The 19,509-nt window shown below is 73.3% G+C and carries 16 protein-coding genes and 1 pseudogene; 9 read left to right on the forward strand and 8 right to left on the reverse strand.

The window, feature by feature from the left end; translation table 11 throughout:
• The 6 genes from ACZ4VW_RS26315 to ACZ4VW_RS26340 all read left to right on the forward strand — a co-directional run.
• On the forward strand, positions 1-887 hold an 887-nt coding region (locus tag ACZ4VW_RS26315), incomplete at its 5' end, for an acyl carrier protein (RefSeq protein WP_467966510.1).
• Between the two features lie 102 nt (positions 888-989).
• Positions 990-2,531 (forward strand): MFS transporter, encoded by a 1,542-nt coding sequence (locus ACZ4VW_RS26320; protein ID WP_467966512.1) that lies wholly within the window; start codon positions 990-992, stop codon positions 2,529-2,531.
• Positions 2,532-2,725: 194 nt separating this feature from the next.
• Positions 2,726-5,623, forward strand: coding sequence for a helix-turn-helix transcriptional regulator (locus ACZ4VW_RS26325; protein WP_467966514.1), 2,898 nt, complete (start codon positions 2,726-2,728; stop codon positions 5,621-5,623).
• A gap of 137 nt (positions 5,624-5,760) precedes the next feature.
• Positions 5,761-6,261 carry a flavin reductase family protein gene (locus ACZ4VW_RS26330; protein ID WP_467966806.1) on the forward strand — a complete coding sequence of 167 codons (501 nt, stop codon included), beginning with the start codon at positions 5,761-5,763 and terminating at the stop codon, positions 6,259-6,261.
• A gap of 40 nt (positions 6,262-6,301) precedes the next feature.
• A complete protein-coding gene (locus ACZ4VW_RS26335) occupies positions 6,302-7,072 on the forward strand; it encodes an AfsR/SARP family transcriptional regulator (protein WP_467966516.1) in 771 nt (256 codons plus the stop codon).
• Between the two features lie 69 nt (positions 7,073-7,141).
• Positions 7,142-8,197, forward strand: coding sequence for an LLM class flavin-dependent oxidoreductase (locus ACZ4VW_RS26340; RefSeq protein WP_467966518.1), 1,056 nt, complete (start codon positions 7,142-7,144; stop codon positions 8,195-8,197).
• Here the strand turns inward: ACZ4VW_RS26340 and ACZ4VW_RS26345 are convergent.
• From ACZ4VW_RS26345 to ACZ4VW_RS26380, 8 genes and pseudogenes are all read right to left on the reverse strand, one after another.
• Positions 8,137-9,216 (reverse strand): LLM class flavin-dependent oxidoreductase, encoded by a 1,080-nt coding sequence (locus tag ACZ4VW_RS26345; RefSeq protein ID WP_467966520.1) that lies wholly within the window; start codon positions 9,214-9,216, stop codon positions 8,137-8,139. The two genes, ACZ4VW_RS26340 and ACZ4VW_RS26345, sit on opposite strands and share 61 nt — an antisense overlap.
• 14 nt (positions 9,217-9,230) lie before the next feature.
• Positions 9,231-10,037, reverse strand: coding sequence for an ABC transporter ATP-binding protein (locus ACZ4VW_RS26350; RefSeq protein WP_467966808.1), 807 nt, complete (start codon positions 10,035-10,037; stop codon positions 9,231-9,233).
• A gap of 462 nt (positions 10,038-10,499) precedes the next feature.
• A pseudogene (locus ACZ4VW_RS26355) lies at positions 10,500-11,288 on the reverse strand (ABC transporter ATP-binding protein); the annotation flags it as partial.
• Positions 11,278-12,069, reverse strand: a complete 792-nt coding sequence (locus tag ACZ4VW_RS26360) for an ABC transporter permease (protein WP_467966522.1) — start codon at positions 12,067-12,069, stop codon at positions 11,278-11,280. The pseudogene ACZ4VW_RS26355 and the gene ACZ4VW_RS26360, both read right to left, overlap by 11 nt.
• Before the next feature lie 266 nt (positions 12,070-12,335).
• Positions 12,336-13,271 (reverse strand): ABC transporter permease, encoded by a 936-nt coding sequence (locus tag ACZ4VW_RS26365; RefSeq protein WP_467966524.1) that lies wholly within the window; start codon positions 13,269-13,271, stop codon positions 12,336-12,338.
• Positions 13,271-14,902: an ABC transporter substrate-binding protein gene (locus ACZ4VW_RS26370; protein WP_467966526.1), complete on the reverse strand. Its 1,632-nt coding sequence runs from the start codon at positions 14,900-14,902 to the stop codon at positions 13,271-13,273. The genes ACZ4VW_RS26365 and ACZ4VW_RS26370 overlap by 1 nt, the downstream gene beginning before the upstream one ends.
• Entirely contained in the window at positions 14,899-15,153 is a 255-nt protein-coding gene (locus tag ACZ4VW_RS26375; protein ID WP_467966528.1) for a ferredoxin, read from the reverse strand. Before ACZ4VW_RS26375 ends, ACZ4VW_RS26370 begins: the two co-directional genes overlap by 4 nt.
• Before the next feature lie 5 nt (positions 15,154-15,158).
• Positions 15,159-16,394 (reverse strand): cytochrome P450, encoded by a 1,236-nt coding sequence (locus tag ACZ4VW_RS26380; RefSeq protein ID WP_467966530.1) that lies wholly within the window; start codon positions 16,392-16,394, stop codon positions 15,159-15,161.
• Positions 16,395-16,745: 351 nt separating this feature from the next.
• Here ACZ4VW_RS26380 and ACZ4VW_RS26385 point away from each other — a divergent pair, with 351 nt between their 5' ends.
• The 3 genes from ACZ4VW_RS26385 to ACZ4VW_RS26395 are packed head-to-tail and all read left to right on the forward strand — an operon-like array spanning position 16,746 to position 19,506.
• The gene (locus ACZ4VW_RS26385) at positions 16,746-17,513 is read left to right on the forward strand and encodes a 2-oxo acid dehydrogenase subunit E2 (protein WP_467966532.1); all 768 of its coding nucleotides are present in this window, start codon (positions 16,746-16,748) and stop codon (positions 17,511-17,513) included.
• Positions 17,510-18,631, forward strand: coding sequence for an alpha/beta hydrolase (locus ACZ4VW_RS26390; RefSeq protein WP_467966534.1), 1,122 nt, complete (start codon positions 17,510-17,512; stop codon positions 18,629-18,631). Before ACZ4VW_RS26385 ends, ACZ4VW_RS26390 begins: the two co-directional genes overlap by 4 nt.
• Positions 18,628-19,506, forward strand: coding sequence for a TIGR03621 family F420-dependent LLM class oxidoreductase (locus ACZ4VW_RS26395; RefSeq protein WP_467966536.1), 879 nt, complete (start codon positions 18,628-18,630; stop codon positions 19,504-19,506). The genes ACZ4VW_RS26390 and ACZ4VW_RS26395 overlap by 4 nt, the downstream gene beginning before the upstream one ends.
• Positions 19,507-19,509: the final 3 nt, after the last annotated feature.

The following is a 19,509-nucleotide window of genomic DNA, read 5'->3' on the forward strand; positions in this document are numbered from 1 at the left end:
ACGCCGCCGCCAACACCTTCCTCGACGCCCTCGCCCACCACCGCCACACCCAAGGCCAACCCGCCACCTCCCTCGCCTGGGGACTCTGGGACGAGCGCAGCTCGCTGACGGAGAAGCTCGGGGAGGCGGATCTGGCCCGGATGGCGCGGGACGGCATCCTGCCGCTGGACAACGCCGAGGGGCTCGCGCTCTTCGACGCGGCACTGGCGGGCCGTCAGCCGCTGGCCGTCGGGGTCGGTCTCGACCCGGCGGCGCTCCGCGCGCGGGCCCGGGCGGGCTCCCTGCCGGCGCTCTTCGGCGAGCTGGTCGGCGAGAGCCGGACGGTACGGCGGGCCGCGGGCGGCGCTCCGGGCGGGGCGGCGGACGGCGGCGCCGGGGTGCGGGAGCGCCTGGCGGCGCTGGCCGGTCCGGAGCGGCTCGATCTGCTTCTCGGGCTGGTACGCGGGCATGTGGCGACGGTGCTCGGTCACACGGACGCGGGCGGGGTCGGCACCGAACGGCCCTTCAAGGACCTGGGCTTCGACTCGCTCACCTCGGTGGAGCTCCGCAACCGCCTCAACGCCAGGTTCGGGCTGCGGCTGCCGAGCACCCTGGTCTTCGACCATCCGACGCCGCTCGCGCTGGCCCGGCATCTGCTGACGGCGCTGGCCCCGGCGGAGGAGGACCCGGTCGCCTCGGTGCTGGCGGATCTGGACCGGGTCGAGGCCCGGCTGGTGTCGCTGGGTTCGGGCGACGCGGGCCGGGGCCGGCTGACGGGCCGGGTGCGCGACCTGCTGCTGAGGCTGGAGTCGGAGGGCGCGGAGACGGAGTCCGAGGCGGTGTCCCTGACCTCGGCGTCCGACGACGAGATCTTCGACTTCATCGACCGCGAACTGGGCGTCAACTGACGCGCGCACGCCACCGATTGCTAAACGGGGACGGTCCCTGTATCTTCCCGGTAAGAGAACCGTGGAACGTCCCCGTTTAGCTTTTCGAGGAGATGCCGAATCATGAGTGAAGAGACCGTCACGAGCACCGCGGGCCAGAGCCCGCCCGCCGAGGACGGCGCGGCGAACCGCCGCCCCGGCATGGTGCTCGTCATCGTCCTCGCCCTCCAGACGATGCTCATCCTCGACGTGAACGTGGTGAACATCGCCCTCCCCGACCTCAAGGAGGCGCTCGACTTCACCCCGACCGGGCTCTCCTGGGTCCTCAGCTCCTACCTGCTCACCTTCGGCGGACTGCTGCTGCTCGGCGGCCGCGCCGGAGACGTGCTCGGACACCGCCGGGGCATGCTCATCGGCGTCACGGTGTTCACCCTCGCCTCCCTGCTCGGCGGCCTCGCCAACTCGGCCGGGATGCTGCTCGCCGCCCGCGCCCTGCAGGGCGTCGGCGCCGCCATCGCGGCGCCCACCGTCCTCGCCCTGATCGCCACCCACTTCACCGACGACAAGTCCCGGGCCCGCGCCCTCGGCCTCTACGCCGCGGTCTCGGGCTCCGGCGCCGCCATCGGCCTGATCGGCGGCGGTCTGCTGACGGACTGGCTCTCCTGGCGCTGGGTGCTCTTCATCAACGTGCCGATCGGCGTCGCGCTGCTGATCGCGGCCCCGATGTTCATCCACGAGACCGAGCGCAAGCCCGCCCGCTTCGACCTCGGCGGCGCCCTGACCTCGACCGTCGGAATGACCGCGCTGGTCTACGGCTTCATCCGGGCCGCCGAGAGCGGCTGGAGCGACACCCTGACCCTCGGCTCCTTCGCCCTCGCGATCGTCCTGCTCGCGCTCTTCGTCTTCATCGAGACCCACGCCAAGCAGCCGATCACCCCGCTGCGGCTGTTCGCCGACCGCAACCGCGCGACCGGCTACCTCTCGCTGCTGTTCGTCATGGCGGCCGGCAACGCGATGTTCTTCTTCCTGACACAGTTCCTCCAGGAGGTCCGGGGCTTCACCCCGATCCAGGCCGGCCTGGCGTTCGTGCCGCTGGCCGTGCTGATCCTCGCCACGTCCAGCATCGCCGCCAAGGCGCTGCCCAAGGTCGGCCCGCGCGTGCTGACCGCCGTCGGCGCCGCCGCCATCAGCGTCGGCCTCATCTGGTTCGCCCAGATCACGCCGGAGGCCGAGTACGTCTCCGCGCTGCTCGGGCCGATGCTCGTCGCCGGTCTGGGCATGGGCACCCTGCTCGTCGGCGTCACCACCATCCTGATGTCCGGCATCGCACCGGAGGAGACCGGCGCCGCGTCCGGCCTGCTCAACGTGATGCAGCAGATCGGCGGCGCGCTCGGTCTGGCCATCATGGTCACCGTCTTCGGCGCGGCGAGCCGGGGCGCGGCGGACGAGGTCCCTTCCGGCCTCGACGCCAAGGGCGCGGCGGACTTCGTCCTCACCGAGGGCGTCACCACCGCGTTCGCCTGGGGCGCCGGCTTCACCGCGCTGACCATCCTGCTGACGCTGATCATGCGCACCGTCCCGATGGGCGGCGGCGGTGACGAGGCCGGCGCAGAGCCGGTTCCGGAGCACGGCACGAGCCCCGCGCGCGAGGTCACCGCCCCCTAGCGCCCCTCATGACACCCACAGCGAAGCCCTGGTCGGCACCTGCCGGCCAGGGTTCGTTCGTTGTCCCTTACGCATCCCTAACGCAAAGTACTTTGTGGTTCAGACCACCGTAACAAGCCACTCGTACCATCGTGGTTAAGTGATCATCAGGGTGGAACACAAGATGTCGACTCGAGGGGGAAGGGACCGTCATCGTGAACAAGTCACTCGTCACGGAAAGTTCGTCGCACACGTCATCGGTACGCTGCAAGGAATCGTTACTGCTGCTGGGGGCGCTGCAGGATCTTCAGAACGGCCGGGGTGGCATCGTCGAGGTTCTCGGCGAACCCGGTGCGGGCAAGAGCCGGCTGCTCACCCAGCTGACCTCCGCCGCGCGCGCCCGAGGGGTCGTGACCCTCGACGGCCGCTGCTACCCGTCCGAACAACATGATCCTTTGCATGTCTTCACCCGCGCGCTGAACGGCCTGATGACGGCGGAGCGGTTGACCGCGCTCTCGCCCGACCACGCCGAGCTGCTGCGGGCCGGGCTCTGCGCCCGGCTGGGCGGACGGGGCGCCGAGCTCCCGCCGCTCCAGCTCTCCCAGGCCGTCCACGCGCTGCTCAACCAGGCCGCTGACGGTGGACTGCTGCTCGTCCTGGACGACTTCCACTGGGCCGACCCCCAGTCCCTGGAGCTCGCCGACCACCTGGCCCGCTGGACGTTCCGGGCGCCGGTCCTGCTCGTCATCGCGCACCGGCCGCGGCAGGCGGCGCCCTCCTTGCTCAGCACCCTCGCCCAGGGCGCCGAGCAGGACCGCGTGAACCGGATCGAGCTCCAGCCGCTCAATCTCGAGCAGGCGGCCCGCCTGCTCGGTGTGCGCCCCGAGACCAGCTGGCTCCCCTCCCTCCTCCAGGAGAGCTGCGGCAATCCGTTGTACCTGCTGGCCCAGGGGGATTCGGCACCGCTGGGCCCGGGTCTGACGACCGATCTGCTCAGCGGGCGGCTGGCGCCGCTGGCGGCCGAGCTCTCCGCGCTCGACCCGGCGGAACGACTGGTGGCCGAGTCGGCTGCGGTGCTCGGCGACCGGTTCAGCCGGGACGAGCTGTCGGCCGTCTCCGAGCTGCCCGTCGACGAGACCTGCGCGGTCGTCAACGCGCTCATCCAGCTGGACGTGATGCGGCCGTTGCGCCGCTCCGCCACGCAGCTGGGCTTCCGGCACCCGATTCTGCGCCGCGTGCTGCACGACCAGGCCGACCGCTGCTGGCGATCGCAGGCCCACCGCAGGGCGCTGACCGTGCTCAACCGCCGGGCCGCGTCGGCCTCCGAGCGGGCCGTGCACATCGAACTGTCGACCAGTTCCTTCACCCCGGAGGACCTGGAGACCCTGGCCCGGGCGGGCCAGGAGACGGAGCAGAGCTCCCCGTACGACGCCGTGCGCTGGCTGCTCACAGCGCTGCACGGGCTGCCCGCCGCCGAGCAGGCCACCGGCCGGCTCCTCGGCCTGATTCCGCCGCTGGCACGGGCGCTGCGGGCGGCGAACTACCTGGCCGACGACGCCTCCCTGCGCATGCAGCTGACGCAGGGTTCGGCGCTGGGGCCCGGCGAGGCGCACCGGGCGGCGGTGCGGCTCTGCGTGATAGTCGAGTGCCTGCACGGGCGGTTCAGCGAGGCGGCGGAGCTGGTGACCGCCGAGCTCGGCACCCTGCGGAGGATGGAGGCCGACAACGACCTGCTGGCGCAGCTCACGATCTACCAGGGAATCGTCTCCTCGCTCCGGGGCGACGACGACCTGCCCAAGGTGGCGGCCCAGGCCCTGGTCCTGGCCCGGGCCGGCGGCCGGCGCACCACCCTGGCCGGGGCCATGGCGCTGCACGCTCTGGGCGAACTCGCCGCCGGCCGCACCGAGCAGTGCCTTGCCTCCTACGACGCCGCCGTGCGCCAGATGGACGAGCTCTCGCACACCGAGGTGTACTACCACACCGAGTACCTGGCGCTGCTCGGCTGGTGCGCCATGGCGCTCGGCCGCCCGCGCGAGGCGGAATCGTTCTACGAGCGCGGCACCACGGTGGTCCGGGACTGCTCGCACAACGCGATGCTGCCCGTGCTGCTGAGCGGACTCGCCGAGGCCCAGCTGCGGCAGGGCCGGCTCGAGAGTGCCCGCCGGTCCGCGGCCGAGGCGGCGGAGCTCTCCGGCTATCTGGGGGCGCAGCAGTTGCGGTCCCTGACCCTCGCCCAGGAGGCGCTGTGCGTGACGTACGCCGATCCGCCGGGCAGCAGCCGGGCCTCGGCGCTCACCGAGCAGGCGGTGCACACCCTGCGCCGCTCGTTCGGCCGCTGGCACGGCGCCGCCGTCCTCACGCTCAGCGAGGCGCTGCTGATGCAGGGCAGCCCCGACCGCTGTGTGAGCCTGCTCCTGGAACTCGGCGGGACCGACCTCGACGACCTGGATCCCGCGCAGCGTCCCCGGGGCTTCGAACTGCTCACCCTGGCCTCGCTCTCCGGCGCCACCGGCAGCACCACGATGTGGGCCGACCGCACGGCCGGTGCGGCGCAGGCCCTGCGTCTGCCGCACAACCGGGCGTACGCGCTGCTGTCCCGGGGGCACGTGCTCACCGAACAGGCCGACTGGGACGCGGCGGTGACGCTGTACCAGGAGGCGGAGCGCGCCTTCGACACCGCGCAGCTGCGACTGCACCGGCTGACGGCCCGGATCCGGGCGGCCCGGGCGGCGAGCAACAGCAGCCGTCCGGAGCTGGCCGCGGAGCTGTGGGCGTCCGCGCAGGAGCTGGCCGAGCAGTGGGACGTCCTGCTGCTGGCCCGGCTGAGCCCCGACACGCCGCTGGAGAACTCGCTGGGCCGGGGGTGCCACGCGCTGCTGCCCGCGCCGATCCCGGCCGTGACGGGTCTGGAGGTGCTGACCGAGCGCGAGCGTGAGGTCGCCCGGGTGGCCGGGACGGGCCGGCGGACGCGGGAGATCGCGGAGGCGCTGCGGCTGAGTCCGCGCACGGTGGAGGTCCATCTCTCGCGCATCTACCGCAAATTGGAGATCGGGTCACGGGCGGAATTGGCTCGTTTGATGGCCGTACGTATTTCCACTGATGCCCGTACGTGATCCTTCTGTGAGCCTGAAGGCACAGCAATGAACACCGAGGGTCCGACCGGCCCCGGTTTCCGTACCTTCAGGGGGTCGCAGTGAGTCAAGGTGGGATCGCCCGTCATCATGTCTGGTCCGCGTCCGCCACGTGTCCGATCGGCGGTGCGGTGGACGACGGGCCGATCACCGAGGACGCGTTCCGCGGCGTCTTCCGGACACATCCGGCCGGCGTGGCGATCGTCACGGCGATGGGCGAGGGAGGGCCCGTCGGATTCACCGCGACCTCACTCAGCTCCGTCTCGTCCGCTCCTCCCCTCGTGTCCTTCGGGGTGGGCCGGCGCGCCTCGTCGTGGGCCACGGTCTGCGCCGCGGAGTACGTGGCGGTGCATCTGCTCGGCCACCACCAGCAGGAACTGGCCACGACCTTCGCACGCAGCGGGGCCGACCGGTTCGCGCCCCCGACCCGCTGGACGGCCGGCCCGCACGGCGTGCCGCTCCTCGACGGAGTGCCGGCGGCGCTGGTCTGCCGCAAGGTGTACGACCTGCCCGCAGGCGATCACACCGTGGTGATCGCGCAGCCGGTCCACGCGCTCGCGGGAGACCCGGCGCGTCCACTCGTCTATCTCGACGGTCGCTACGGCTCGGTGTCGCGCTGAGCGCTGTCGGTCCATGCGATCTCCGGAAGGTCATCAAGACATGCGATTCGAAATCTTGGGCAGCCTGCGCATGACTGACGGCGATGATGTTTTCGCCATCAGCGCTCCGAAGGTGGAATGCCTTCTCGCGGCCATGCTGGTCCGTGCCGAGGACGTCATCTCCACCGACCAGCTGTGCGGCGAGATCTGGCGCGACGAACCCCCGCGCCGGGCCACGGCCACGCTGCACGTGTACATATCCCAGCTGCGCAAACTGCTGAAGCGGGCGGACCGCGGCAGAAGTCCCATCGTGACCCGGTTCCCGGGCTACGTGCTGGAGCTGGGCGACAGCACCCTGGACGCGCACGACTTCCAGCGGCTGGCCCAGCAGGGCCGGGCGGCGGCCCGGGCGGGCCGGCACGCCGAGGTCTCGGCGCTGTGCGGCCAGGCGCTGTCGCTGTGGCGCGGGACGGTCCTGGGCGAGCTGCGGGGCGGCGCGATCGTCGACGAGTTCGCCACCTGGGCGGAGGAGACCCGGCTCGAGTGCGTCGAGATGCGCAACGAGGCCGATCTCGCGCTGGGCAGACACCGGGAGCTGGTGGGGCCGCTGTACGCGCTGGTGGCCAAGCACCCGCTGATCGAGGCCTTCCACCGCCAGCTGATGCTCGCGCTGTACCGCTCCGACCGCCGGGCGGACGCTCTGCAGGCGTACCACTCGGTGCGTTCGGCGCTCGACCGGGAGCTGGGGATCAGCCCCTGCCGGCAGTTGCACGAGCTGCACCAGGCGATCCTCCTGGACTCCGGTGCCGTGCTGCTGTCCACGGCAGCCTGAAACAAGCCATGAAACAGGCGCTGCCCAGGGCGTATTGAAAAGTGGGGACAGTCCCCATATTCTCCTGCCATGACCACTGAACTGGGTATCAGCCTGTCCGTCCTGGACACCGCGCCGGTGTGGCGGGGGTCGACGGCGACCGTGTCCCTGCGCAACACCATCCGTCTGGCACGCGCGGTGGACCGGCTCGGCTACCACCGCTTCTGGCTGGCCGAGCACCACAACATGCCGTCGCTGTCGACCTCGTCGCCGGCGATCCTCGCCGGGCAGATCGCCGCCGCCACCACGCGTCTGCGCGTCGGTGCCGGCGGCGTCATGCTGCCCAACCACCCGCCGCTCGTGGTGGCCGAGCAGTTCGGCACGCTGGCCGCCCTGCACCCCGACCGGGTCGACCTCGGCATCGGCCGGGCCCCCGGCACCGACCCGCTCACGGCCAGGGCCCTGCGCCGCCAGGCCGGTCCGCTCGGCGGCACCGACTTCCCCGCGCAGATCAAGGAGCTGGTGCAGTACTTCGCGCCGCCCGCGGGCGGCGCGCCCAGGCCGGCCGCCGGGCGGGCGACGGTCTCGGCCGTCCCGGCGACCGAGCAGACCGTGCCGGTCTGGCTGCTCGGCTCCAGCGGGTACAGCGCGCAGCTCGCCGCCGCCCTGGGGCTGCCGTTCGCCTACGCCCACCACTTCGCCCCGCACGGCACCCTGGCCGCGCTGGACGCCTACCGCTCCGAGTTCCGGCCCTCCGAACACCTCGCCGAGCCGTACGCGATGATCGCCGCCTTCGGCGCGGTGGCCGAGGACGACGCCCGGGGGGAACTCCTGAGCGCCCCGCTGCGGATGATCACCGCCCAGTCCCTGCGCGGCCAGAACCCGTACTTCCCGCCCGCGGAGGAGGCCGCCCGCTTCTCCTTCGCCCCGGAGGAGCGGGCGGTGGTCGACCAGATGTACGACCCTCAGATCTTCGGCGGGCCGGAGACCGTACGGCAGCGGATCACCGAACTCACCAAGGCCACCGGCGCCGATGAACTGATGATGCTCAGCGTGGTCCAGGACCACGACGAGCGCGTACGCTCCTACGAGCTGCTCGCCGAGCTGGCGGGGCTCAAGGCTCCCGCGCCGGCCGACGCCGGCTGATCCACCGCCGGACGCTCCACCGCCTCGGCCAGCAGCCGGAACGTCCGGACCCTGGCCTCGAGGCCGAAGACGGGCGCCGTCGCCAACAGCTCGTCCGCGCCCGTGCGGGCCCGGAAGTCGGCCAGGCGCCGGCGTACCGTCTCCGCTCCCCCCACGATCTGCGGCGCGAAATGGCCGTCCAAGTAAGCCTGCTGGGCCTCGGTCAGCTGGTACTCGGCGGCCTGGTCCGGGGTCCGGAAGAGGGTGAGCGGATTGATCCGTCCCTCCACGTGCGCCACCTTGATCGGCCCGGCCTGGTACTCCGCCTCCTCGTCCGTGTCGGCCGCCACCACCTGGGCCGAGACCGCGACATAGGGCCGTTCCAGCCGCTCGGAGGGGCGGAACTCCTCGCGGTAGCGGGCCACCGCGGCCTCCGTACCGGACGGGTTGAGGTGGTGGGCGAACGCGTACGGCAGCCCCAGCCGGGCCGCGAGCGAGGCGCTGGAGGCGCTCGTGCCGAGCAGCCAGACCGGCAGCGGGCGTTCGGGCGGCGGACAGACGGCGACCGGCGGACGGACGCCCGGGGCGGACGGCGTCAGATAGCCGATCAGCTCGGCCAGCTGCTCCCCGAAGGCGCCCTCGTGGGCCGGGTCGCCGGTGCGCCGCAGCGCCCGGGCGGTGGCGGGCTCGCCGCCCGGCGCCCGCCCGATGCCCAGGTCGATCCGGCCCGGGTGGAAGACGTCGAGGGTGGCGAACTGCTCGGCCACCACGAACGGCACGTGGTTGGGGAGCATGACGCCGCCCGAGCCGATCCGCAGCGTCGAGGTGACGCCCGCCAGCTGCCCGATGAGCACCGGCGGCGTCGAGGTGCCGAAAGCCGGCATGTTGTGGTGCTCGGCCAGCCAGTAGCGGTGGTAGCCGAGGCGCTCCACCGCCGGTGCCAGCTCCAGCAGTTCGCGCAGCGACCGGGCGGCCGGGAGCCCGTTCCAGACGGGCACCGTGTCCAGGACGGACAGACGGAATCCAGCAGTGTCGTTCATGGGGCGACTCACCATCAGGAGACGTGGCCGGGCACCGAAGGCCCGGCCGGGGTGGTTGAGGAAGGGGCGGGCTGGGGCAGCGCGTGGAGGAGCTGCCGCGTCCAGGGGTGCTCGGGCTGGGTGAAGACCCGCTCCACCGGACCGGTCTCGACGATGCGGCCCGCCCGCATCACCGCGACGTGGTCGCTGACGTGGCGTACGACCCCGAGGTCGTGCGAGATGAACAGCAGGGCGACGCCGAGCCGTTCCCGTACCCGCTCGAACACGTCGAGCACCTGGGCCTGGACGGAGACGTCGAGCGCGGAGACCGGCTCGTCGCAGACGAGGACGTCGGGCTCGGGCGCCAGCGCGCGGGCGATCGCCACCCGCTGGCGCTGCCCGCCGGACAGTCCGCGCGGACCGCGGTCGAGGAGTTCGGGCCCGAGGCCCACCAGGCCAAGGAGCTCGGCGATCCGGTCCCGATGACCGCGCGCGGCACGCCGTCCGCCGGGCCCGAGGGCCTCCGCCACGATCCGTTCCACGGTCCACCGCGGGTCGAAGGAGGAGAGCGGATCCTGCTGCACGAGCTGGATCCGCCCCCGCAGCGCGGCACGGGCCCGCTCGCTCCGGCCGGACCAGGGCTGCCCGAGCAGGGTCACCGTCCCCTCGTCCGGCTCCAGGAGCCCGAGCACGACCTGAGCGAGCGTCGACTTGCCGGACCCGGACTCGCCGAGCACGCCGAGCGTCTCGCCGGCGCGGAGCGTGCAGGACACCCCGCTCAGCGCGTCGACACCGCCGCCGGGCCCTCGGAAGCGTTTGACCAGGCCCTCGGCGCGCAGCACGACGGCCCCCGGCGACAGGTCCGCCGGGCGCTCCAAGCGGGGGGCGGGGCGCTCGCGGTGTTCGGGCTGCCGCCGCCGTTCGAGGTGCTCGCCATCGGCACGGCGCGACTGGCCGACGCGGTGGATCTCGATGTGACGGTGTCCGCCCGCGCCCTCCGGGGCGGCCCCGCCATCGGCGTTCCCTCGACCGGGGAGCGGGGCGCCGGCCGGGGGACCGGCTTCGGCGGCACGCGCCGAGACCGCCGACCCCGCCGGCCGCGTGGCCGGGTCCGTGCGCTCCGTGGCCTCGCCGTCAGCCCGGCCGGCCACAGCGGCCGTCGACGATCCCGAGCCCGCCGGGGCTTTCGCCAGGACCGGTGCCGGTGGGTTCGGGACACCGCACGGCAGGCCGGCGGCTCGTTCGGCCTGCCCGAGGAGGACCGGCGCCGGGTTCCGGCGGGGCCGCCGAGCGGAGGGGACCGCGTCGAGGAGGCGGCGCGTGTACGGATGGACGGGCGCCGCGAGCAGCTGCGTGGCCGGGCCGGTCTCCACCAGCCGTCCGTCGTGCATGACGGCGATGCGGTCGGCGAGGCGTGCCACCACCGCCAGGTCGTGGCTGATCAGCAGGAGCGCGGTTCCCGCGTCCCGGCGGGCGGCCAGCAGGTCGAGGATCTGCGCCTGGACGGTCATGTCGAGGGCCGTGGTGGGCTCGTCGGCGATCAGGACGCGCGGGCCGGCGGCGATCGCCGACGCGATCAGCGCCCGCTGCCGCTGCCCACCCGAGAGCTGGTGCGGGAACTGCCGGGCCCGCCACTCCGGTTCGGGAACGGCGACCTCGCGCAGCAGCTCGACGGCACGGCCAGGCCGGTCACGGCGCGTACCGATGCCGTGATTGGCGAGCGATTCCTCGATCTCGGAGCCGATCCGGCGCAGCGGGTCGAGGGAGACGAGCGCGTCCTGGAGCACCAGGCCGATCTCGGCGCCCCGGATCCGGCGCCACTCGCGCTCACCGAGGGCGGTGAGGTCCCGGCCGTCGAACTCGAGCCGGCGGGCGCTCACGGTGGCCCCGGGGCCGGTGAGACCGGCCAGGGTCCGGCCCGTGACCGTCTTGCCCGACCCGGATTCGCCGACGACCGCGAGGCACTCGCCGGCCCGTAGGGTGAGGTCCACCCCGTGGACGACCTCGGTGCGGTGCCGACCGTGGCCGAACGCGATCCGCAGGTCCTCCACCGTGAGGAGCGCCTGCCCGGCGCGGGGTTCGTCAACGCCCATGGCCGTCCCTTCCGTCGATCCTGCGCTGGAGGGCCCGGCCGACGACCGTGACCGCGACGACCGTGACCGTGATGGCCAGGCCGGGGAAGACGGCGGCGGCCCACGCGGTGTCCAGGTGGTCGCGGCCCTCGGCGAGCATGGCGCCCCACTCGGGCGACGGCGGTTGTGGACCGAGACCGAGGAAGCTGAGGGTCGAGCCGGCGATGACGGCGCTGCCGATGTTCACCGTGGCGAGGACCAGGAGCGGCGGCAGGGCGTTGGGCAGCAGATGCCGTACGAAGACGGATCCCCTGCCGCGCCCGATCACCACGGCCGCGCGGACGTAGTCGCTGTCGCGGATGGCCAGCGCCTGGCCCCGGGCGAGCCGCAGGAAGCCGGGCAGCAGGGACGCGCCGATGGCCAGGGTGGCGTTGGCGGTGCCCGGGCCGAGGACGGCGACCACGACCAGCGACAGCATCAGGCCGGGGAAGGCGAGCAGGATGTCGGTGGCCCGCATCAGGATCTGGTCGACGGCCCGGCCGGCGGCGGCCGCGAACACCCCGAGGAGCGAGCCCACGACGACGGCGAAGGCCGTGGCGCCGAAGCCGATCAGCAGCGAGGTGCGGGAGCCGTGCACGATCCGGCTGAGGACGTCCCGGCCCAGCTGGTCGGTACCGAGCCAGTGCCCGTCGCCAGGTCCCGCAAGGGCGTTGACCGGATCGATGACGTCCGGTGGGTGGGTGGCGAGCAGTTCCGGCGCCACGGCGGCCAGGACGACGACGGCGACGACGGCCCCGCCCATGGCGACGCCCACCCGTGGCCGGCGCCGGGCGCCGCGTACGGTACGGGTCCCAGGAACGGAACCGGCCCCCGAGACGGAGTCACGGGCGGCCCTGGCGGCGCCGCCGGGCGCCCGGTCGGACCCGACAGCCGCTGCGGTCGCGGCGGGCCCGCCCGGCCCCTCAGGACCGGCGGCCCCGACCGACCCAGCAGGACCGGCGGCCCCGACCGACCCAGCAGGACCGGCGGCCCCGGCCGGCCCGGTCCCCGCGCGTGTCTCGGACGCGGTCATCCGATGCTCCTCTCGTCGATCCGCGGGTCGACGATCCGGTAGAGCACGTCCACCGCGAGGTTGATCAGGGCGAAGGCGACGGCGGAGACCAGCACCACGCCGGTCACCACGGGCAGGTCCCGGCCGGCCACGGCGCCGGCCGTCACCTGGCCCAGGCCCTGGCGGCTGAAGACGCTCTCCACGACGACCGCGCCGCCGAAGAGCGCGCCCACCGCCCACCCGGCGAGGGTGACGAGCGGGATCAGCCCGTGCCGCAGCGCGTGGCGCAGCCGGATCGCGGTCTCGCCACTCCCCCGGGCCCGGGCGGTGAGCACGAACGGCTGCTCCAGGGCGCGTTCCATCTCCTCCCGCAGCACCTGCGAGAAGACACCGACGAGACCGGCGGCGAGGGTGACGGCCGGCAGGACCAGTCCGACGGCGCCGCTGCCGCCCATCGCCGGGAACCACTTCAGCCGGAAGGACAGCAGCGCCAGCAGGAGCATGCCGGTCCAGAAGGCGGGGGTGGAGGCGGCGACGAGTTCGAGGGTGGAGAGGATCCGCCGGGCGCGCGGCCGGTGCGCGGTCAGCACGGCGAGCGTCACCGCGGTCAGCAGGGCGAGGACGAACGCGGCGGTGGCGAGCTGGACCGTGGGCCACAGCTGCTCGCCGATGACCTGGCCGACGGGCTGCTGGAGCTGGAAGGACTCGCCGAGGTCACCGGTGAGCAGCCGGCGCATGAAGCGCCCGTACTGGACGGCGAGCGGCTCGTCGAGCGCCAGCTCGTGACGGACCTGTTCCACCAGTTCGGGCGTCGGGTTGGTGGAGCCGAGCACGCTGCGCACCGGGTCGCCGGGCAGCAGCCGGAAGGCGAAGAAGACGGCGTTGGCCGCCCCGAACACGACCATGGCGGCCAGCAGCAGTCGGCGTGCGAACCAGCGCAGGGGGAGCCCCATCAGTCCTCCAGCCGGGCGTCGTGGAAGCGGGGATACGCCTGGACGTCGAAGGTGACCCCGCGCACCCGGTCGGCGGCGCCGACGAGGCTGGCCGGCGCGTAGACGGGCAGCGCGAGCGCCTCCTCGTTCACCCGCGTCTGCGCCCGCGCGTACAGGGCCGCGCGCCGTGCGGGGTCGCGGGTGGCGGTGGCCTCGCGGAGCCAGCCGTCGAGAAGGGCGTCCCTGACGCCGAAGGCGTTGGAGCCACCCTTGTCGCCGGTCTGCTCGGAGTCGAAGTAGCTCCGCATGATGTCGGGTTCGGCGCGGTTCCAGCTGAAGGCGAGGATGTCGGCGTCGCGGCCGATCGCCTTCTCCAGATAGGCGCCCGGCTCCAGGGCGGTGAACCGGATCTCGATGCCGGCCCGCTTCGCCTCGGCCTGGATGCCCTGGCCGAGCAGCGCCCGCTGATCGCGCATCAGGCTCGTCATGTACGGCCAGTGCAGGGTGAGCCGCTTGCCGCCCTTGGTGCGGTAGCCGTCCTCGTCCCGCCCGGTCCAGCCGGCCGCGTCGAGGAGCCGCGCCGCCTCCTCGGGGTCGTAGGGCCAACTGCCCTCGGTCGAGCCGGCGTACGCGGCGGTCGCGGGCGTGAGGGTGCTCCAGGCGCGGTCGTACGCGTCCGAGTACAGCGCCTTCACGAGCGCGTCGAGGCGCACGGACCGCTGAAGCGCGCGGCGCACCCGCCGGTCGTCGAGCGGCGCCCGGTTGACGTTGAGCAGCAGCGTGTACGGCGCGCCGGGCTGGGGCGCCCGGAGCAGCCGGAAGCCGTCGGCGTGCCGCAGCCGGCCGATGTGGCTGGGGGGTACGGCCGCGGCCACGTCGACCTGGCCGGAGCTGAGGGCGCCGAAGCGGGAGGCCGCCTCCGGGATGAACTCGACGGTGAGCCCGGCGACGCGCGCGGGTCCGTGGTTCTCCGCCTCCGGGGGCGCCCAGGCGTAGTGCGGGTTGCGGTCCAGGTCGATGCGCCGGTTGCGGGCCCAGCCCGCGAAGACGAACGGGCCGCTGCCGACGGGCCTCAGGCAGGTCCGCCCAGGGTTCGCGCGCAGGGCGGTCGGCGACTGGATGCCGAAGGTGGCGGTGGACAGGACCTGGAGCAGCGGCGCGTACGGACGGGACAGTGCCACGCGCACGGTGCGGGGGTCGACGACGGTCGCGCCCTCGTACATGGAGATCAGTCCGGCGGCGTACTGGGACTTGGTCTCCGGCGCGACCGTGTGGTCGAGGGTGGCCTTGACGGCGGCCGCGTCGAAGGCGGTGCCGTCGTGGAAGCGCACGCCCTCGCGCAGCCGGAAGGTGTACGTCCGCCCGTCGCCGGAGATGTGCCAGGACGTCGCGAGCCAGGGGCGGACGCGGCCCGCGGTGTCCATGGAGACCAACGAGTCGAAGATGTTGCGGCCGAGGGCGGCCGTGACGTCGTAGGGGCTGATCTGCGGGTCGAGGCAGTCCGGCTGGGTGTCGACCGCGTACACGATCCGGCCGTCGCGCCCGTCCCCTCCGCCGGATCCGGCGCCGCACCCGGTCGCGACGGTGGCGAGCGCCAGCGCCGAGACCAGGGCGCGCCGGATCGTGGTGGTGCGATGTGTACGCGGCCTCATGCGCCCCGCAGTCCCTCAATGGTGTTCGCGGTGGAGCCCGCGGTGGTGTCGTCGACGGCGGCCGTGATCCTCAGGGCGGCGGCCGGGCAAAGGTGCTCGGCCTGCCGGGCCAGCTCCACGTCGGACTCGTTGTCGACGGAGTCGGTGAGCAGGGCCACGATCCCGTCCTCGTCCTGGTCGAAGAGGTCCGCGGCGGTCAGGACGCACTGCCCCGCCCCGATGCAGCGGTCGGTGTCGGCGGTGATGCGCACGGGGGTCACCACGTCACCGGCAGTTCGTAGATGCCCTGCACACCGCTCTGCGCGGGCTTGATCTCCACCTCTTCGGCGGGAACGGCCAGACGCAGTTCCGGCATGCGGGAGAAGAGGAGGGTGAGGGCGCTCTCCATCTCGGCCCGGGCCAGGTTCTGTCCGATGCACTGGTGGACGCCGTACCCGAACGCGAGGTGGTGCCGGGCGCCCCGCCCGAGGTCCAGTTCGTCGGCGTTCTCGAACGCCTCCGCGTCGCGGTTGATCTCGGCGGTGGAGAGCATCACGCTGTCGCCGGCGCGGATGGCGACGTCGCCGACGGTGATGTCCTCGGCGGCGATCCGCATGGCCACGTCGCCGATGGAGAGGTAGCGCAGCAGCTCCTCGACGGCGAGGCTCGCGCCGGCCGGGTCGGCGCGGAACGCGGCCAGCTGGCCGGGGTTCTGCAGCAGGGTGAAGGTGCTCAGCGTGATCATGCTGGCGGTGGTCTCGTGACCGGCCATCAGCAGGATGATCCCGAGCCGGATCACGTCGTCGCGGGAGAGCGAGCCCTCCGCCAGGTCCTTGTGGACGAGGGTGTCGAGGAGGCCGTCGCCGGGCTCGGACTCCTTCTCCTTGCGCTCCACCAGGCCGGTCAGGTACGAGCGCAGGTTCATCAGCGCCTGGGTCGCGTCGTCCTCGGTGACCTGGGGCGACACGAGCAGCGCCGACTGCTCCTCGAAGTAGTCGTGGTCCCCGTAGGGAACCCCGAGGATGCCGCAGATGGTGTGTGAGGAGAGCGGCAGCGCCAGACCGCTGAGGATCTCGGCGGGCGGGCCCTGCTCCAGCATGGCGTCGACGAGTTCACCGGCGCGCCGGTGGATCGACTCCGTCAGCTCCCGGGTGCGCCGCACGGAGAAGGCGGAGATGAGCCTGCGGCGGTACGCGGAGTGCTCCGGCGGGTCCATCCCGACGAGGATCGTCGCCTTCTGGATGGCCTTGCGGCGTGGGCTCGGCGAGGGGAAGTCCGGCCGGCTCCAGTCGGAGGACAGGCGCGGGTCGATGAGCAGCTCACGGGCGACGGCGTGGCCGAGGACCACCCAGGTGGGGCGGCCGTCGTAGAGCCGGGCGCGCACCACCGGGCCCTCGGCCTCGCGCAGATCGCGGTAGCCGGGCGGCGGCTGGTACGGGCACTGCCGCAGCTGCGGGAAGTCGGGCAGCGGCTCGGTTCCGGTGGTGAGGCCCACCGCGCTGGGACGTGACATGCGGAATCTCCTGCGAGCGGCGACATTCGGGCTGCGGCAAGCCTGGAACCGGTGTCTTGTGCGGCTCTAAAGGACGCCTGTGGATACCGCCCGGCGACGGCCGGCACACCCCGCCCCGCGCGCCCCGGTCCCCGGCAGGGCCGGGCCGGTCCCGGCCCTGCCCGGGCCGCGCCGGGCCGCTGGGTCGCGCCGGACGGGACCACGCGCCCCGGACCCGGAGGGCCGACGCGCGCGCCTCGTCGGCTCCGGAGAGCTGAGCGAGCGCGGCCTCTTCGTGCGTCCCCGTCTTCCCGGGAGGCGTCTTTAGGTCGCGCTAGGAGGTGCTTAAGACCGGCTGCCGAGATTGGCGGGATGCATATCGCAGCCATCGCCCGGGAGCGGCGTCACACGCTCTTCTTCCTCGACGAGATACGTCCGTTCGCCCCCGTCCACCTGGACACCGAGGTGGACATGTCCGGGGTGCTCGCCCACCGTGAGGCCCATCGCGGCGACAGCCGGCTGTCCCTGGTCACGTACGTGCTGCACTCCGCGGCGCGGGTGATCGCCGCCCATCCCGAGGCCAACGCGGCGATCCGCGGCCGGCTGCGCCCCAAGGTCGCCCGCTACGGCGAGGTCTCCGGGAAGGTCGCCCTGGACAAGCGGGTCGGCGGTCGGCGCGTCGTCGTCTCGGCGGTCCTCCCGGACCTGGACCGGGCCGATCTGAAGGGGATCCAGCACGAGCTGGAGCGCTACCGCGACGGTGATCCGGAGACCATGCCGGAGTTCGCCTCGATGCTGCTGCTGCACCGGCTGCCCGCGGCGCTGGCGCGCGCGGCCTACCGCCGGGCGGTGCGTTCGCTGATCAACCACCCCCGTTTCTTCGGCACCTTCGCGGTCACCTCGCTGGGTCACCGGGCGGTCGACGGCTTCCACTCGGTGGGCGGCACGACGGTCACCTTCGGCGTGGGCCGGATCGTGGAGCGTCCGGTGGTCCGGGACGGCGAGGTGACCGTCGCGCCCGTCATGCGGCTGAACCTCACCTTCGACCACCGGGTCATCGACGGCGCGGAGGCGGCGGACATCCTCACCGAGGTCAAGGAGGCGCTGGAGGGGTTCTCGGCCGAGGAGGGGCTGCGATGAACGACGTCCAGGAACTCAAGCGGTTCGTCGAGGTGCACGGCCGCATCCTCGGCATCCCGGGCGAGCGGCTGCGGCAGGTGTTGCGGCGGATCCGGCACGACCAGGACGGCGAGCCGGGTTCGTGGGCCCGCGAATGGACCGAGGCCGGTGTCGAACTGGAGCGCCGCGGCCGGGAGGTCGAGGCGGGACGGCACTTCAACATCGCCCGGTTCCCGTTCGTCGACGGCCCGGCCCGCGCGGACGCCCAGGAGCGCACGGTCGCCTCCTTCGACCGCTGGCGCTCGGGCGACGCTTCCGGCATCCGCCGCCTCGACCTCGATCTCTCCGGCGGCCGGGTGCGGGCCTGGGCGGCCGGCCTGGACGCGCGGGGCGGGGAGCGTCCGCCCGTGCTGCTGCTGAGCGGCGGCATCGTCAGTGTGAAGGAGCAGTTCGGGCCGATCCTGGCCAAGGCGTCCCGGCTCGGCCTGGCCGTCGTCGCCACCGAGATGCCGGGGGTCGGCGAGAACGAGCAGCTCTACGCGGCGGACAGCCACCGAATGGTCCCGGAGCTCCTCGACGCGCTCGCGGACCGCGCGGACGTGGACCGGACCGTCGCCGTGATGATGAGCTTCAGCGGGCACCTGGCGCTCCGGGCCGCCCTGCACGACAAGCGGATACGGGGCGTGGTGACCGCCGGCGCCCCGATCGGGGACTTCTTCACGGACGCCGCCTGGCGTCCCAGGATCCCGCGCGTGACGGTCGACACCCTGGCCCACCTCACCGGGGGCGCCCCCGATTCCGTACTGACGGATCTCACCGAGTGGGCGCTGACAGCACAGGAGTTGGGCGCGCTGGAGGTGCCGGTGTCGTACACCGTGAGCGCACGCGACGAGATCATCCCGCCGGGCGACCGCCTCCTGCTCGAGCGGCATGTGCGCGAGCTGCGGCTGCTGATCCACGACGATGTGCACGGTTCGCCCTCGCACGTGGCCGAGTCCCGGCTGTGGAGCCTTCGGTCGGCGCTCGAGACACTCGGCGGGTACGGGCCCCAGCGGACCGTGCTGGGGCTGGCCCTGTCGGCGATCCGGCTGCGGGAGCGGCTGACCGGAGCGGCCGGCCCCGCCGAGGGTGGCGCGTGAGCGGCGGACCGGGCCCGGTCTTCCGGCTCGGGGCGAGCGAGATCTCCCCTGACGCCGACTGGCCGGAACGCGCCCGTGAGGCCGAACGGCTCGGCTACGACACCTTCGCGACCACCGACCACCTGGGGCTGACCGCCCCGTTCCCGTCCCTGGTGGCCGCCGCCGCGGCCACCACCCGGATCGAGGTCGCCACCTATCTCACCAACACCGCCCTTTGGGATCCCGAGGTGCTCGCCCGGGAGATCGCCGGCACGGACCGGCTGACCGGTGGGCGGCTGTCGGTGGGGCTGCACGCCGGACAGACCGGCAGCGCGGCGACCGCCTCGCTCACGGCTCGGGACAAGCAGGACCGGCTGGCCGAGACCGTGGACGTACTGGACCGGCTGCTGACCGACCCCGCGCACCGGCCACGCCCACTGCGGTCGCCCCGGCCGCCGCTGATGATCGGCGCCGATGAACCCGACGAGCTCGAACTGGCCGCGCGGCGGGCCGACACCGTCTGCTTCATCGGCGCCGAACTGCCCTCGGGAGGAGGCTTCGTCCTCCTCGGCCCCGAGGACTTCGCCGCGCGGGTGGCCACGGTGCGCGCCCGGGCGGCGGAGCTCGGCCGAAACCCCGAGCTGAACACCGGGGTCAAGAAGGTCGTGGTCACCGACGACCGGCGGGCGGCCGCCGAGGCGCTACGGCCCGCCCTCGCACCCCATCTGACGACGGCGCAACTCCTCGACCTGCCGTCCGTGCTGATCGGCACCCACCGGGAGATCGCCGACCAGATCCGCGCGAGCCACGAACGGTACGGCCTCACGTCGTACATGATCCTCGCCGCCCACCTGCACGACTTCGCCCCCGTGATCCCGCTCCTGCGGAAAGGATGAGCC

The sequence above is a fragment of the Streptomyces sp. NPDC029139 genome, assembly GCF_055564335.1.